The following is a 13,207-nucleotide window of genomic DNA, read 5'->3' as shown; positions in this document are numbered from 1 at the left end:
AAGGAATGTTGTGGTCGTTGTGTTCACACGGGCCCCGGCAGGGGCCGACCGATGAGGTTCGGGGCGCCGAGAACGACGCTGGCCGGGCAGTTCCTCGCGCTGCAGCTCGGCATCGTCGTCATCGTGCTGGTCATGGTCGCCGCCGTGTCCCTGGCCCAGTCCGACGCACGCCTGCGCCAGACCGAGAGCCGCCGGATGCTCTCGGTCGCCGAGAGCACCGCCGCACGGGACATCGTCCGCGCGGGGCTGCGGGCCGAGGGGAGCCCGGAGGTCCTGGCGCCGACGGCCGAGAGCGTGCGCGTGCTCTCCAGCACCGACCACCTGATCGTCCACGACAGCGACGGGCGGGCCCTGACCCTGGACCCCGGCCCCGGTGACGGCGGACCCCGGGCGGAGCCCGGCATCGCCCTGGCGCTCCAGGGCCGCGCCTGGACCGGGGTCACCGAGATCGACGGCAACCGCACCGTGGCCGCGGCCGTCCCGGTCATCGGCGAGGGCGGTGCCATCCTCGGCCTCGTCGTCGCGGGCGTGGACTACCCCGGCGCCGGTGAACTCCTGGTCCTGGCCACCCCCAACCTCCTGGTGTACCTGGGTATTGCCAGCGTGCTCGGCGTGGCCGGGTCCCTGCTGCTGTCCCGCCGGGTCAAACGCCAGACCCTGGGCCTGGAGCCCGACCAGATCGCCCGGCTCGTGGAACACCGGGAGGCCATGCTCTACGGCATCAAGGAGGGCGTCCTGGGCCTGAACGCCGAGCACCGGGTCACTCTGGCCAACGCCGCCGCCGTCCGACTGCTCGGCCTGCCCCCCGACTGCGTCGGCTCCACCCTGGCCGACCTGGGGGTGGGCGGTGAACTGGAGGACGTCCTGCTGGGCCGGGTCCGGGGCCGCGACACCGTGGTGGCCCTGGGCGACCGGCTGGTCGCCCTCAACCGGATGCCCCTGGCCGCCGACGGAAGCCCCGTCGGATCCGTGACCACCATGCGCGACCGCACCGACCTGGTCGAGCTCCAGCACGAACTGGACACCAGCAAGACCACCACCGAGACCCTGCGCGCCCAGGCCCACGAGTTCAGCAACCGGCTGCACGTCATCTCCGGGCTGCTGGAGCTGCGCGAGTACGGTGAGGCCGCCAAGTACGTCAGCCAGGTCGGCGGCGCCCGGGCCCAGCTCAGCGCCGACGTCACCGGCCGGGTCGGCGACCCCTCGCTGGCCGCGCTGCTCATCGCCAAGACCAGCCTGGCCGACGAGCAGCGCACCCGGCTGCGGGTCTGTCCGCGGACCCGGCTGGAACCGGTCTCGGAGGAGCTGTCCGACGACCTGGTCACGGTCGTGGCCAACCTGGTCGACAACGCCCTGGACGCCGTCGCCCCGACCGCCGGCGGCGCCGAACGCCCCTGGGTGGAGGTCGGGGTCGTCGGCGGCGGCAGCGCCCCGGTCCACGTGAGCGTCAGCGACTCCGGACCCGGTGTGCCCAGCGAACTCGCCGGCGAGGTCTTCCAACACGGCTACACGACCAAGGACGGAGCCGGGCGCAAGCGCGGCCTGGGACTGGCCATCGTCGGCCTGGTCTGCGCGCGCCGCGGCGGAACGGCGACCGTCGCCGGTTCACGGTTCACCGCCGTCCTGCACGAGACCCCGCCCGATCCCGAAGGGGAGAACTGATGCCCACCACTCCTGGCAGCCCACGACCGCAGCACACCGCCAGGCACACGCCGAACGCGCCGGATGCGGCATCCGAGGACACTGCCGCGCAGGTCAGGACACTCATCGTCGATGACGACTTCATGGTGGCGCGGGTCCACCGGGGCCTGGTGGAGCGGGTACCCGGCTTCACCGTCGTCGGCGAGGCCGGGACCGGAGCCGAGGCACTGGACATGGTCGCGCGATCGCGCCCGGACCTGGTCCTGCTCGACATCTACCTGCCCGACATGAACGGGATCGAGGTGCTGCGCGCACTGCGCGCGTCCGGCGGCCAGGACCTGCCCGAGGTGGACGCTCTGGTCATCACGGCGGCCAGGGACAGCGCGACCGTCCGCCACGCGCTGCGCGGCGGGGCGGTGCAGTACCTGATCAAACCCTTCGAGCCCGCGCTCCTGACCGAGCGGCTGCGCGACTACGCGCGGCTGCGCCGTGACCTGGCGACCGGGGACGCCGCCGACCAGGACGCCGTCGACCGGGCCTTCGGCGCGGCCCGGCCGGTGAACCGCCCCGCCAAGGTGATGCCCAAGGGGCTGACCAGCCCGACCGCCGAGCTCGTGGAGCGGGCGCTGCGCACCCGCGCCGCCCGGAGCGGGGAAGCGGGCACCGAGGACCTCTCGGCGACCGAGTGCGCCGCCGCCACCGGCGTCTCCCGGGTCAGCGCCCGCCGCTACCTGGAGTACTTCGCCGAGTCCGGGCGCGTCGAGGTCCGGCTGCGCTACGGCACGGCCGGACGGCCCGAACGCCGTTACCGCTGGTCGGGGTGAACCGGGGCCCGAATCGGGGCTGTCGCCGCACCGGAACCGGTGCGGCGGTGGCCCCGGCCCGCCGCAGCCGCTACACTCGGGCCCATGCGAGCCGACACGACCACCCAGGCCCAGTGGTGGCGCCGCTCCTGAGCGGCGCAGGTTCGTAGTACCCGAAAACAGCGACCGCCCCGGACCGGCGGTCGTTTCCTGTTTGGCGGCCCCGGCCGGTGACGACCACCCCGACCGCAGAGCGCCAAAAGGACCGGCCGTGAACCCCAGCGACGCACAGACCACCACGTACCGCACCCCGAGCGGCGTGACCGTTCACCGCAACGCCACCCCCTGCGACCCCGAGGTCCTCACCGACCTCGTCAGTTCGGTCGAGTACCGGCGCGGCGGCGTGCTCTCCTCGGGGATGGAGTATCCCGGCCGCTACGACCGCTGGCACCTGGGGTACGTCGACCCCTGCCTGGAGGTCAGTACCCGGGGCCGCAGGGTCACCGCCACCGCGCTCAACGCCCGCGGGCGGGTCCTGCTCCCCGTGCTCGCCGGCGCCCTCGACGCCGTGCCCGGGGCCGACGACCGCGAGCAGGGCGCCGACCACGTTGCGATCACCGTTCCCGAACCCGACCCGGACGCCTTCTTCACCGAGGAGGAGCGCAGCCGCCGCCCCAGCGTCTTCACCGCCCTGCGTTCGGTCGTCGCGGCCCTGCGCAGCCCCGAGGACACCAACCTGGGCCTCTACGGGGCCTTCGGCTACGACCTCGCCTTCCAGTTCGAGCCGGTCCAGCGGCACATCGACCGCGACCCCGCCGACCGGGACATGGTCCTGCACCTGCCCGACGCCATCGTCGTCCGCGACCGCAAGCGCGAGACCTGCGTGCGCTACACCTACGAGTTCACCGTCCCCGCCGACGGCGACCGGCCCGAGGCCACCACCGAGGGCCTGCCCCGCCGGAGCGAGCCCACGCCGCCGGTGGTCGCCGCCGAGGTACCGCCCGGCCCCCAGCCCGGTTCCTACGCCGAGATCGTCGCCGAAGCCAAGAAGAAGTTCCGCCGCGGCGACCTGTTCGAGGTCGTGCCCGGGCACCGCACCTACGCGCGCTGCTCCTCACCCGCCCGCTTCTACGAGCTGCTGCGCGAACGCAACCCCGCGCCCTACGAGTTCTTCTTCAACCTGGGGGAGGGCGAGTACCTCGTCGGCGCCTCCCCGGAGATGTTCGTACGGGTCAGCGGCGAACCCGGTACCGGTCAGCGGGTCGAGACCTGCCCCATCTCCGGCACCATCCGCCGCGGCGAGGACGCGCTCGGGGACGCGGAGAACATCCAGGAACTGCTCTCCTCGGTGAAGGAGAAGTCCGAGCTCACCATGTGCACGGACGTGGACCGCAACGACAAGTCGCGCGTGTGCGAACCCGGCAGCGTCAAGGTGATCGGCCGCAGGCAGATCGAGATGTACTCGCGCCTGATCCACACCGTCGACCACATCGAGGGCACCCTGCGCCGCGACTTCGACGCCCTGGACGCCTTCCTCACCCACATGTGGGCGGTCACCGTGACCGGAGCCCCCAAGACCTGGGCGATGCGTTTCATCGAGCAGCACGAGACCAGCCCCCGCCGCTGGTACGGCGGTGCCGTCGGGGTGATCAACTTCGACGGTTCCATGAACACCGGCCTGACCCTGCGCACCGCCCACATCCGCGACGGGGTGGCCGCGGTGCGGGTGGGCGCGACCCTGCTCTACGACTCCGACCCCGAGGCCGAGGAGCGGGAGACCTTCCTCAAGGCCCGGGCCCTGCTGGAGACCCTCGCCCTGGGCGAGGAGGCCGCGCGCGCCGAGGCGGGCGGGGCGGACCGGGAGGCCGACGGATCCGTCGCCCAGGCCGCCCCGGCGCCCGCCGGGCTTCCCGGTGAGGGCATGCGGGTCCTGCTGGTCGACCACGAGGACTCCTTCGTCAACACCCTCGCCGACTACGTGCGCCGTCACGGGGCGCATGTCACCACGGTCCGCTATGGGTTCGACCCCGAACTGCTGGACCGGCTCGCCCCCGACCTGGTGGTGCTCTCACCCGGCCCCGGCCTGCCGGTCGACTTCGCCATGTCGGACCTGCTGGACGCCCTGGCCGCCCGCCGCCTGCCGGTGTTCGGGGTGTGCCTGGGCCTGCAGGGCATGGTCGAGCACGCGGGGGGAGAGCTGCGCACCCTGGAGGAGCCGGTGCACGGCAAGCCCGGCCGGGTCCGGGTCCTGGGCGGTCGGCTGCTGTCGGGTACGGGTGAGGACGGCGTCTTCCCCGCGGCCCGCTACCACTCCACCTACAGCACCCGTGACCTGGTGAAGAACTTCGAGGTCACCGCGGTTCTGGAGGGCGGCGCCGGCCAGGAGTCCCTGGTGATGGCGATCGAGGACCCGGACGCGCGCTGGTACGCCGTCCAGTTCCATCCCGAGTCGATCCTCACCGCCAGCGTGGGCGAGGGCATCGTCTCCCGGGTCCTGGAACTCGCCCGAGGATGATACGGACGGTCCGCATGTGAAGGATCTGTCGTGTGCGGACCGCCTCTCACCTGCGCGGAAGACCTAAGCGCCCGAAACCTTTCCGTTAGCCAAGTTTGATCAACCCGTTAGCGGACAGGGGTTGCGTATGGGTACTTTGCTAACGATCCTCGGAATCATCCTCATTGTCGGCGGCGTTCTCGGCGTGCTGCGCGGGCAGCTCCTGTGGGGCATCATCGCCATCGTCGTCGGCCTCTTCGTCGCCCCCGGCTACTTCTACGGCCTCTAGGCCGTCACGGGCGAGCAAGGGGAGAATTCCGACTGCTGCCCCGCCCCCTTCGGGGTGCCGTGGCAGGGCCCCGGCATTCGGACGTGCGGCGCTGAGCGCCCGCCCGGGTGCCGGGGCTCCGTCCGTCAGACGGTCTCCTCGGCACCGGTCTCGGCGCACAGCCCCACGGACCCGATGCCCGCCAGGAGGGCGAGTTCGTCGTTGGCCGAGGTGTCCCCGGTGGCCCCGCAGGCACCCAGCAGCGCGCCCCGCCCGTCCCGGACGAAAACACCGCCGGGGACGCTGAGCACCCTGCCCTGGGCCAGAGCGGTGAGCGAGGCGAAGAACTCCGGAGAGGACTCCGCACGGGCGGCGATCGCCCGGTTGTTCATCCCGAGCCCGAGCACGCCCCAGGCCTTGGCCACGGCGAGGTCCGGCCGGAGCAGGCCCGAGCCGTCCTGGCGGGCCAGGGCCACGAGGACGCCGCCCGGGTCCAGTACGGCGATGGTCAGCGGCTTCAGGCCGTTGGCGGCCGCGTATTCCCCGGCCCCGTCGATCAGTCCCTGGGCCTGCTCCAGAGTAATGGCCACCAGGCGCGTTCCCTTCGTTCGGGTCCCCGAGGGGGAGACGTCGGAGTCGTGCCGTTCACGGGGGTTGGTGATGCGTACCACACGAGGCTAATGCGGGCCGAGCCGGTAGTGAATGTGGGAATGCGCCGGATTCCCCGGCCGGAAAACCCCGGAGTTCGTGGAAAGCTCCATGCCCAACGGTGGGTCCCCAAGCGGCGGCGGCCTCCGGCGGCCTACCGTGCGTTCAGCGCACGCACGGGCTCGGCCGCGCGCGCGTCGTAGCGCTCACGCGCCTCGCTGATCTCCTCCCCGTGCTTCTCGGCCCACACCCGGAAGGCCTCCATGAGCACGACCAGATCCTGCCCCAGGGGAGTCAGGGAGTACTCCACCTGTGGCGGAGTGGTGGGGAACACCTGACGGTCCACCAGGCCGGCGCGCTCCAGATCGCGAAGGGTCCGGGTGAGCATCTTCTGTGTGATGCCGTCGAGGCGGCGGCGCAGCACCCCGAAGCGCATCGGTCCGTTCGGGAGTGCGCCCATGACCAGGCACACCCACTTGCTGGCCAGCAGGTCGAGGACGTCACGGGAGACGCAGTTGCGCAAGTAGGCATCTGCTCCGCCATGTTCTTGCAGCTCGGGAGTGGTATACACGGGGTACCTACCAGACTTTAAAGTGCCTTCTATACAACGGATACCTTATCCGGAAGGCTCTGGGACATGACAGAGCAGATGAGAATCGTTCAGCAGCGGACACTTGGCGGCCCCGAGGTCCTGGAGGTCGCCCGGGTGCCCGTCCCCGACCTGGGCGCAACCCGGATCCTGGTGCGCGTGCACGCCGCCGGGGTCAACCCGGTCGACTGGAAGCTCCGGCAGCACGGGTACTGGCTCACGCCCCCCTTCTCCCAGGGTTTCGACGTCTCGGGGGTGGTGGTGGCCGTCTCGCAGGGGTCGAGCCGGTTCGCGGTCGGCGACGAGGTCTACGGGATGCCGAACTACCCCGACGCGCCAGACGCGTACGCCGACTACGTGGCGGCTCCGGCCCGCCGCTTCTCCCGCAAACCCGCGGGGATCGACCACGCCCATGCCGCCGCCCTGCCGCTGGCCTCGCTCACCGCGTGGCAGGCGCTGGTCGACACCGCCGGGGTTCAGGAGGGCCAGCGCGTCCTCGTGCACGCCGCCGCGGGCGGGGTGGGCCACCTGGCCGTGCAGATCGCCAAGGCCAGGGGCGCCCACGTCATCGGTACGGCCAGCGCCGCCAAACACCAGATGCTGCGTGAACTCGGCGCCGACGAACTGGTCGACTACACCTCCGTCGACTTCACCGAGACGGTCGGTGACGTCGACGTGGTGCTCGACGGCATCGGCGGTGACTACCTGCAGCGGTCGCTGCGCGTCCTGCGGCCGGACGGGTTGTACATCGGGGTGTCCAACCCCCTCGAAGAGGGGGTGATCGTCGAGGCCGCCGCCGCGGCGGGCGTCCGCGGCGCCACCGTCTGCGTCGAGCCCGACCACACCCAGTGGGACGAGATCACCGCCCTGGTGGAGGCGGGCAAGCTGCGCCCGGTCGTGAGCGAGACCTTCCCGCTGGAGGAGGCCGCCAAGGCGCACGAGTACAGCCAGACCGGACGCACCGCGGGCAAGGTCGTCCTCACCCTGACCTGACTCCGGAGCCCCGCACGGCCCGCCGCACCGGCGGGCCGTGCGGCGGACCGGATGCCGTGAACGTGTGCCGACGGGGCGTGTACCCTCGTGGGAGGTCAATCGGCCCAGCCCCACACACGCTCCCGTGCCCTGGAAAACCCTGGTCATGGCCCTGACGCGTGCCCCGGGGCGGGGAGTTGCTAGGAGAGGTGCCGTGAAGAAGGTCGAGCCCCAGGTCCGCCTGGTTGCACGTCCGCAGGTGGACTACGACGCGATCACCGACTACCTCAAGGAGGTCGGCGGCGAGGCGTGGCTGGAGCGGTTCGACCGGGGGGAGCTCGACGCACACCTGAACGACCCCCAGAACCTCGCCGAGTTCGCCGGGCGCCTGTGCTACCGCTCCTGGGAGCCGGGGCTGAACCCCAACGTGACCCGGGTGCGCAAGGACCAGGACCAGTACCTGGGCAACCTGCTGGCCAGCCTGCACGGCTCGGTGCTGGAGCACATCAGCTTCAGCTTCGTGCTGCACAACGTCTCCCGGGTGCTCACCCACGAGCTCATCCGGCACCGGCCCGGCGTGGCCGTCTCGCAGGAGTCGCTGCGCTTCGTGCGCCTGAGTGACCTGCCGTTCTGGTTCCCGGACTGGGCCGAGGAGGACCCGGAGCTGATGGAGCGCGCCACCGCGATGCTCCAGCAGATGGAGGACTTCCAGTTCTGGATGGCCGAGCACTTCGGGCTCGACGACGAGGGCGTGAAGTTCGCGGAGAAGAAGCACAGGACCTCCTTCATGCGCCGCTTCGCCCCCGAGGGCGTGGCCACCGGCCTGGTGTGGACCGCCAACGTGCGCACCCTGCGCCACACCCTGGAGGCCCGCACCGCTCCCGGCGCGGAGGAGGAGATCCGCCTCCTGTTCAACCTCATCGGTGAGACGCTGAAGGAGGAGGCCCCCGCGCTCTTCGGCGACTACGCCGTCGAGGACGGCGCCTGGGTGCCGCAGTACCGCAAGGTCTGACCCCACTCCACACACCTCGGGCCGCCCGCCCGGAGCCGCGCTCCGGGCGGGCGGCCCTTTCCCTGCGCGGCACGGAGGGCTCTTTTTCTTTGCCCGTCGGCGGTCGTGTCGTCGGTCACGGACGGACCGGGTGCCGCCACGATGGCCCTACGGCGTGCGTCTAGGTGGAGGGAGCGCGGACGTGGGTGCGGAACGAGGGGCGCAGGGCGAGCCCGTCCCGATCGCGCGGAGGCTGGCGCCCCTCATGATCCCCGCGCTGCTGGTCGGGGTCGGTTCGGCTCTGGTCCTGGTGGCCGTGGACGCGGCCGCCGGGTTCATCCAGGGGTGGGTGTGGACCACGTTGCCCGGCACGCTCGGCGTCGACGGCCAGGGCGCGCTGTGGACGATCGGCGTGCTCACCCTGACCGGGCTGGCCGTCGGGCTGATCGTGTGGAAGGCACCCGGCCACGCCGGACCGGACCCTGCCACCGTGGAGCTGACCGAAGAGCCGCTGGAGCCACGGGTCCTGCCCGGCCTGCTGGCCGCCGTCACACTCGCTCTGGCCTGCGGGGTCAGCCTGGGACCGGAGAATCCCGTGATCGGGGCCACCGTCACTCTCGCCCACTGGGCGGGCCGCCGTTTCGCACCCGCCGCGCCTGGGAGGGTCTGGGTCGGTCTGGCCACCTCGGCCACCATCGGGGCGCTCTTCTCCACCCCGGTGGCCGCCGCCCTGTTGCTGACCGAGGCCTCCGCGGGCGACCGGGAGGAGCCGTTGTGGGACCGGTTGGTGCTCCCCCTCCTCGCCGCTGGGGCCGGGGCGGTGACCGTGCACGTGTTCGGAACGCACGACCTGTCCCTGCGCCTGCCCGCCTACCCCGGCCCCAGCTTCGGGGACGTGGTGACGGGGTCGGTCATCGCCCTGTTCGGGGGCGCTCTCGGTCTGGTCCTGGTCTATGCCTTGCCCGTGGTGCACGGCTGGTTCCAACGGCTGCGCCACCCGGTGCTGATGCTCGGCGCCGGCGGTCTCGTCCTGGGCCTGCTGGGTGCGATCGGCGGCCCGCTGACCATGTTCAAGGGCCTGGAGCAGATGGGGGAGCTGGTCGAGCACGAAGCCGACTACGGTGTCGCCGCGCTGGCCATGATCATCGTGTTCCGGTTGGCGGCCCTGCTCACCGCGGCCTCCTGCGGGTTCCGCGGTGGCAGGATCTTCCCGGCCGTGTTCGCCGGGGTGGCGTTGGGGCTCCTGGTCTCGAAGCTGGTCCCCGCTGTGCCGGTGTCGCTGGCGGTGGCGTGCGCGCTGCTGGGGATGCTCACCGCGGTCACCAGGCAGGGGTGGCTGAGCCTGTTCGTCGCCGTGACGGTGGTCCCGGACCCGGGTCTGCTGCCGGTGCTGTGCCTGGTGGTGCTACCGGCCTGGTTGCTGGTCAGCGGGCGCCCCGAGATGGTGGTGTCCCCGGCACCGGACCCCGAGCGCGACTGACGCCGGGCGCGGGCCACGAACGTGGCCAGCGGTTGGTCACCGGGGTCCGTCAGCGTCGCGTCGGCGGATCGGATGGACGAGAGGTGGCGGGCACGGGTGAGGAACGCGTCGACCGGGCAAGCCGGGCCGTGCGCGCAGCGGGTTCGACCCGGTGCTCACCTACCTCGGCCCGGCCGCTGTGGGCAGCAAGGACCTCTAGCCCGTTGGGGGCGGTTCCTGACGGGGCATGAGGCTCCGAGGGGGGAGAGAGCCGCTGCGAATCGGACGCCAGCATCTACGGCGGCCGATTCGCGTCCCGTGTTTCAGGTCTCCAGGGCCCTCAGCCGCTCCTCCACCTCCGGAACACGCGGGTCGTCGTGGTCCCGGAGGTAGTCCAGCGCGGATCCCCACGCCTGACGCGCCCGTGCCGCCTCTCCCAGCACCGCATGCGCCTCTCCCAGGCCGAGCAACGCCACCGAACGGCTGTCGGCGTCCTCGTGCCTGTCGAAGACCGCGATGGCCGCCCGGTACTCCGGAACGGCCTCCCGGGCCCGGCCCCTGCCGTTGAGGATCCGGCCCAGGGAGCAGCGGGCCCAGGCCGTGCTCCACTCGGCGCCGATCTCCTCGAAAGCGTCGACCGCGGTCCGGCAGTGGCCCAGAGCCTCTTCCCATCGACCCAGATCGGCACCGAAGTCGGCCAGGCTGAGCAGGGACATCGCCTCGCCCCGTCGCTCGCCGGCCGTACCGAAGACCGCGCGGGAGCGCTCGACGTGCCCCACGGTGTCAGGGCTCCGCTCACCGCGCTGCCAGGCCACCACGCCCAACTGCCGCAGTGCGAACCCCTCCACCCACGGGTCACCGGCCTCGCGATTGGCCTCCAGAGCGGACTCGTAGTGGCCTGTGGCCGCGCCCAGATCACCCAGCAGCCATTGGGCGTCGCCCATCCCCAGGTGGTTGCGGGCCAGCCCGAAGGCGTCACCCGCGTTCTCCGCGGCCTGGAGGCCGATGGCGTGCAGGTCACGCCACGAGTGCCAGTGCCGGTGCACTTCGAACAGGGGGTAGACACTGGCGGGCAGCCGCCAGGCGGTGTCGTGGTGACCGTGCTCGAGAGCGGCCTCCGCCACGGCGAGGAGGTTCGTGCGTTCGGTCTCGAACCAGGCCAGGGCCTCTTCGAGGGCGGTGAAGCCGGGTAGTTCCTGTGGCGCCCCGCCCCCGGGCACCACGGGGAAGTGCGGGTGCTCGGTCAACTGGGCCCGGGCGGCGGCGTGTGTGTACCACCGCGCGAGTCGTCCGATGCTCTCGGATGCCGCGTCGCGTCCGTCCTCGGCACGAACCCGTTCCACGACGTACAGACGAACCAGGTCGTGCAGGCGGTAGCGGTCGACGTGCGGCCGTTCCACGAGGTTGGCCCTTCGCAGGCGGTCCAGAAGCCTTCGGGCCTCGGCGCCTGAGGTGCCGGTGAGCGCGGCAGCGGCGGCGACGGAGAACTCCGGTCCCGGGTGTAGGCCCAGGCTCCGGAAGAATCGGGCGGCCCCGGGGTCCAGACCCTGGTAGGAGGCGGTCATGACGGCGCGCAGATCACTCAACTCGTCCTCCTCGGCGGCCGGTTGCACCCAAGGAGGAGGGCACCGGGCCCTGATCCGGTCGGTGGACCCGGTGCGATGTGGAATTCAGGCCCGTTTTTGGTGGTGTCGTTCAACTGCCGCGATGACGACCTCGGGGGAGATGCGGACCGCGGTTTCACCGGGCAGGGGGTTCTGCACCTTCGCCCAGTCCTCCGGTGCCAGGGCAGGGCCCTGGACGACGAACTCTCCGGTGTCGCTGAGGTAGACCGAGGGGCAGCCCTTACCGCCGGACGCCGGGTCCTTGGCGAGCAGTTCCAGTTCCATGGATCTCCGTTCAGGCTTCGCGTGGGACCTTCAGGAGACGCCGAAACTAGCACGCAAGCCTTATGCCACAGGGGTTCTGGCCGTTTCCGGTCCGCCTGTCGCCGGTACCTTCTCACCGCCTGCACCTCTTCGAGCCCATAGGTCCCATCCGAAGCGTCGGGGCACCGATTGATGTCGGTGAGAGTCAGTGCGTCGAGCCGGGGGCGGGCCCGGACGGTCTCCTCCGAGCCGCCACTGTCGTTCTCCTCTTTCATGCTTTCTGATTCACCACGTTTCCTTGTGAGTAGGGGCGGATGAGCGAAAGCGGGAGGGAACGCCGCAGCCAGTGAGGGCCTGCGGCGCTCCATCGCTCTCGGATGAGTGCGCGCTCTTCGTGCTGCGGGGCGAGGCCGTGGCCGTGCAAGCGGCGGTTCGCCGTTCTCCAGCACGGTGTCTCGCTTCGAGCCCCGAACGTTCAGCGGGTCCACGTGATCGCGCGGAGGAATCCGAGGAGTTCCTCGGGGGTCTCGGCGCAGACCAGGCGCATGCTGCGGGTGTGCGCGGCCCAGTACTGGCGGGTGTGCCGACCGAACCAGAGGGTCCAGCCCTGACGGCGCAGGTCCGTGAAGGTGGTGGAGGGCACGGGCTCGGGCGGCGTGATCGCTCCGGGCCAGCGGGGGAAGGGCGTGCTCGACCGGCGGGTCCGTTCCAGAGTGATCACCGCGCACCGCCTCCGGGGTGGGTGAGGGCCTTCCGCAGCGCCGCCGGGGTGGTGGCGGTGACCAGGGTGTGCGGGCAGGGGCAGCACCGTTGGGCCAGGGTCGCGGTGAAGACCGGCCGCCCGCGCTCGTCGTGTAGCTCGCAGATCAGGTGGGTGGGGAAATCCTCGCGCAGTCGGCGCAGCTCGGGGCCGGGGTGGAGGTTGTAGCCGGTCATGGTCACGACTCCCACGTGCTGGTGTGGGCGTGGCGCTGGTGTGGGAGGGCCCGTGTCCTGCGGCGGGGTTCGGACGGTCGTGGTGGCTCCCATTCCAGGGTGAAGTAGACGGCTCGGCCTCGGCGGGTGCTCTCCACACCCCAGTCGGCGGAGAGGGCGTCGACGATGGGCAGGCCCCGTCCGTGCTCGCTGTCGGGCCCGGTGGCAACCACGTGCAGGTGCGGCGCGGTGGAGGCGGTGCCGTTGGTCCGGACGCTGACGCGCAGGCAGTTGCGGAAGGCCATCACGGAGACGAAGAACGCCCCGCCGCGGTCCCGCGTGGGGGAGTGCAGCAGGGCGTTGGTGATGAGCTCGCTGGTGATGAGCAGTGCGTCGTCGGTGGTCGGGGCCGGGACGCGGGCCAGGTCCAGTCGCCGGCGCAGCCAGTGGCGGGCCTCCCGCACCGAGCAGAGCTGGCCGGGGAACCTTCCGAGGTAGCGCCGGAGCTCGGGCCTCTGCGGGAGCGGGGGTAGGGGAGCACTAGGGTTGTGCACAGGTC

14 protein-coding genes are annotated in these 13,207 nt (G+C 71.6%); 7 read left to right on the top strand and 7 right to left on the bottom strand.

Translation table 11 applies throughout. The features are described 5' to 3' along the window. Positions 1-51: 51 nt before the first annotated feature. The 4 genes from AC0VYD_RS16225 to AC0VYD_RS16210 all read left to right on the top strand — a co-directional run bounded on the left by AC0VYD_RS16225 (position 52) and on the right by AC0VYD_RS16210 (position 5,227). Entirely contained in the window at positions 52-1,662 is a 1,611-nt protein-coding gene (locus AC0VYD_RS16225) for a sensor histidine kinase (protein WP_475476364.1), read from the top strand. Continuing rightward, positions 1,662-2,465, top strand: a complete 804-nt coding sequence (locus AC0VYD_RS16220) for a response regulator (RefSeq protein WP_475476363.1) — start codon at positions 1,662-1,664, stop codon at positions 2,463-2,465. Before AC0VYD_RS16225 ends, AC0VYD_RS16220 begins: the two co-directional genes overlap by 1 nt. 250 nt (positions 2,466-2,715) lie before the next feature. Further along, a complete protein-coding gene (locus tag AC0VYD_RS16215; protein ID WP_475476362.1) occupies positions 2,716-4,959 on the top strand; it encodes an anthranilate synthase component I in 2,244 nt (747 codons plus the stop codon). Between the two features lie 127 nt (positions 4,960-5,086). Beyond that, entirely contained in the window at positions 5,087-5,227 is a 141-nt protein-coding gene (locus AC0VYD_RS16210) for a GPGG-motif small membrane protein (RefSeq protein ID WP_475476361.1), read from the top strand. Positions 5,228-5,352: 125 nt separating this feature from the next. Here AC0VYD_RS16210 and AC0VYD_RS16205 read toward each other — a convergent pair whose 3' ends face one another. Continuing rightward, on the bottom strand, positions 5,353-5,796 hold the full coding sequence (locus tag AC0VYD_RS16205; RefSeq protein ID WP_475476360.1) for a GlcG/HbpS family heme-binding protein: 444 nt from the start codon (positions 5,794-5,796) through the stop codon (positions 5,353-5,355). Between the two features lie 212 nt (positions 5,797-6,008). Further along, positions 6,009-6,377 (bottom strand): winged helix-turn-helix transcriptional regulator, encoded by a 369-nt coding sequence (locus AC0VYD_RS16200; RefSeq protein WP_225942465.1) that lies wholly within the window; start codon positions 6,375-6,377, stop codon positions 6,009-6,011. Between the two features lie 114 nt (positions 6,378-6,491). Here AC0VYD_RS16200 and AC0VYD_RS16195 point away from each other — a divergent pair, with 114 nt between their 5' ends. From AC0VYD_RS16195 to AC0VYD_RS16185, 3 genes are all read left to right on the top strand, one after another. Then, complete coding sequence (locus tag AC0VYD_RS16195; RefSeq protein WP_475476359.1) at positions 6,492-7,436, top strand: NADP-dependent oxidoreductase; 945 nt, start codon at positions 6,492-6,494, stop codon at positions 7,434-7,436. 193 nt (positions 7,437-7,629) lie between these two features. Further along, positions 7,630-8,427, top strand: a complete 798-nt coding sequence (gene thyX, locus AC0VYD_RS16190; RefSeq protein WP_475476358.1) for an FAD-dependent thymidylate synthase — start codon at positions 7,630-7,632, stop codon at positions 8,425-8,427. 181 nt (positions 8,428-8,608) lie between these two features. After that, positions 8,609-9,886: an ion channel protein gene (locus tag AC0VYD_RS16185; protein ID WP_475476357.1), complete on the top strand. Its 1,278-nt coding sequence runs from the start codon at positions 8,609-8,611 to the stop codon at positions 9,884-9,886. 302 nt (positions 9,887-10,188) lie between these two features. Here AC0VYD_RS16185 and AC0VYD_RS16180 read toward each other — a convergent pair whose 3' ends face one another. The 5 genes from AC0VYD_RS16180 to AC0VYD_RS16160 form a co-directional block, all read right to left on the bottom strand. Further along, positions 10,189-11,451, bottom strand: a complete 1,263-nt coding sequence (locus AC0VYD_RS16180) for a tetratricopeptide repeat protein (protein WP_475476356.1) — start codon at positions 11,449-11,451, stop codon at positions 10,189-10,191. 84 nt (positions 11,452-11,535) lie between these two features. Continuing rightward, positions 11,536-11,754, bottom strand: a complete 219-nt coding sequence (locus AC0VYD_RS16175; protein WP_475476355.1) for a hypothetical protein — start codon at positions 11,752-11,754, stop codon at positions 11,536-11,538. A 454-nt stretch (positions 11,755-12,208) separates the two neighbouring features. After that, positions 12,209-12,454: a hypothetical protein gene (locus AC0VYD_RS16170; protein WP_475476354.1), complete on the bottom strand. Its 246-nt coding sequence runs from the start codon at positions 12,452-12,454 to the stop codon at positions 12,209-12,211. After that, positions 12,451-12,669: a hypothetical protein gene (locus tag AC0VYD_RS16165; protein WP_475476353.1), complete on the bottom strand. Its 219-nt coding sequence runs from the start codon at positions 12,667-12,669 to the stop codon at positions 12,451-12,453. Before AC0VYD_RS16165 ends, AC0VYD_RS16170 begins: the two co-directional genes overlap by 4 nt. Positions 12,670-12,671: 2 nt before the next feature. After that, a complete protein-coding gene (locus tag AC0VYD_RS16160; RefSeq protein ID WP_475476352.1) occupies positions 12,672-13,202 on the bottom strand; it encodes an ATP-binding protein in 531 nt (176 codons plus the stop codon). Between the last annotated feature and the right edge of the window lie 5 nt (positions 13,203-13,207).

It is taken from the genome of Nocardiopsis sp. iso_40 (genome assembly GCF_056173285.1).
This window is presented reverse-complemented; position numbering and strand designations above follow the sequence as displayed.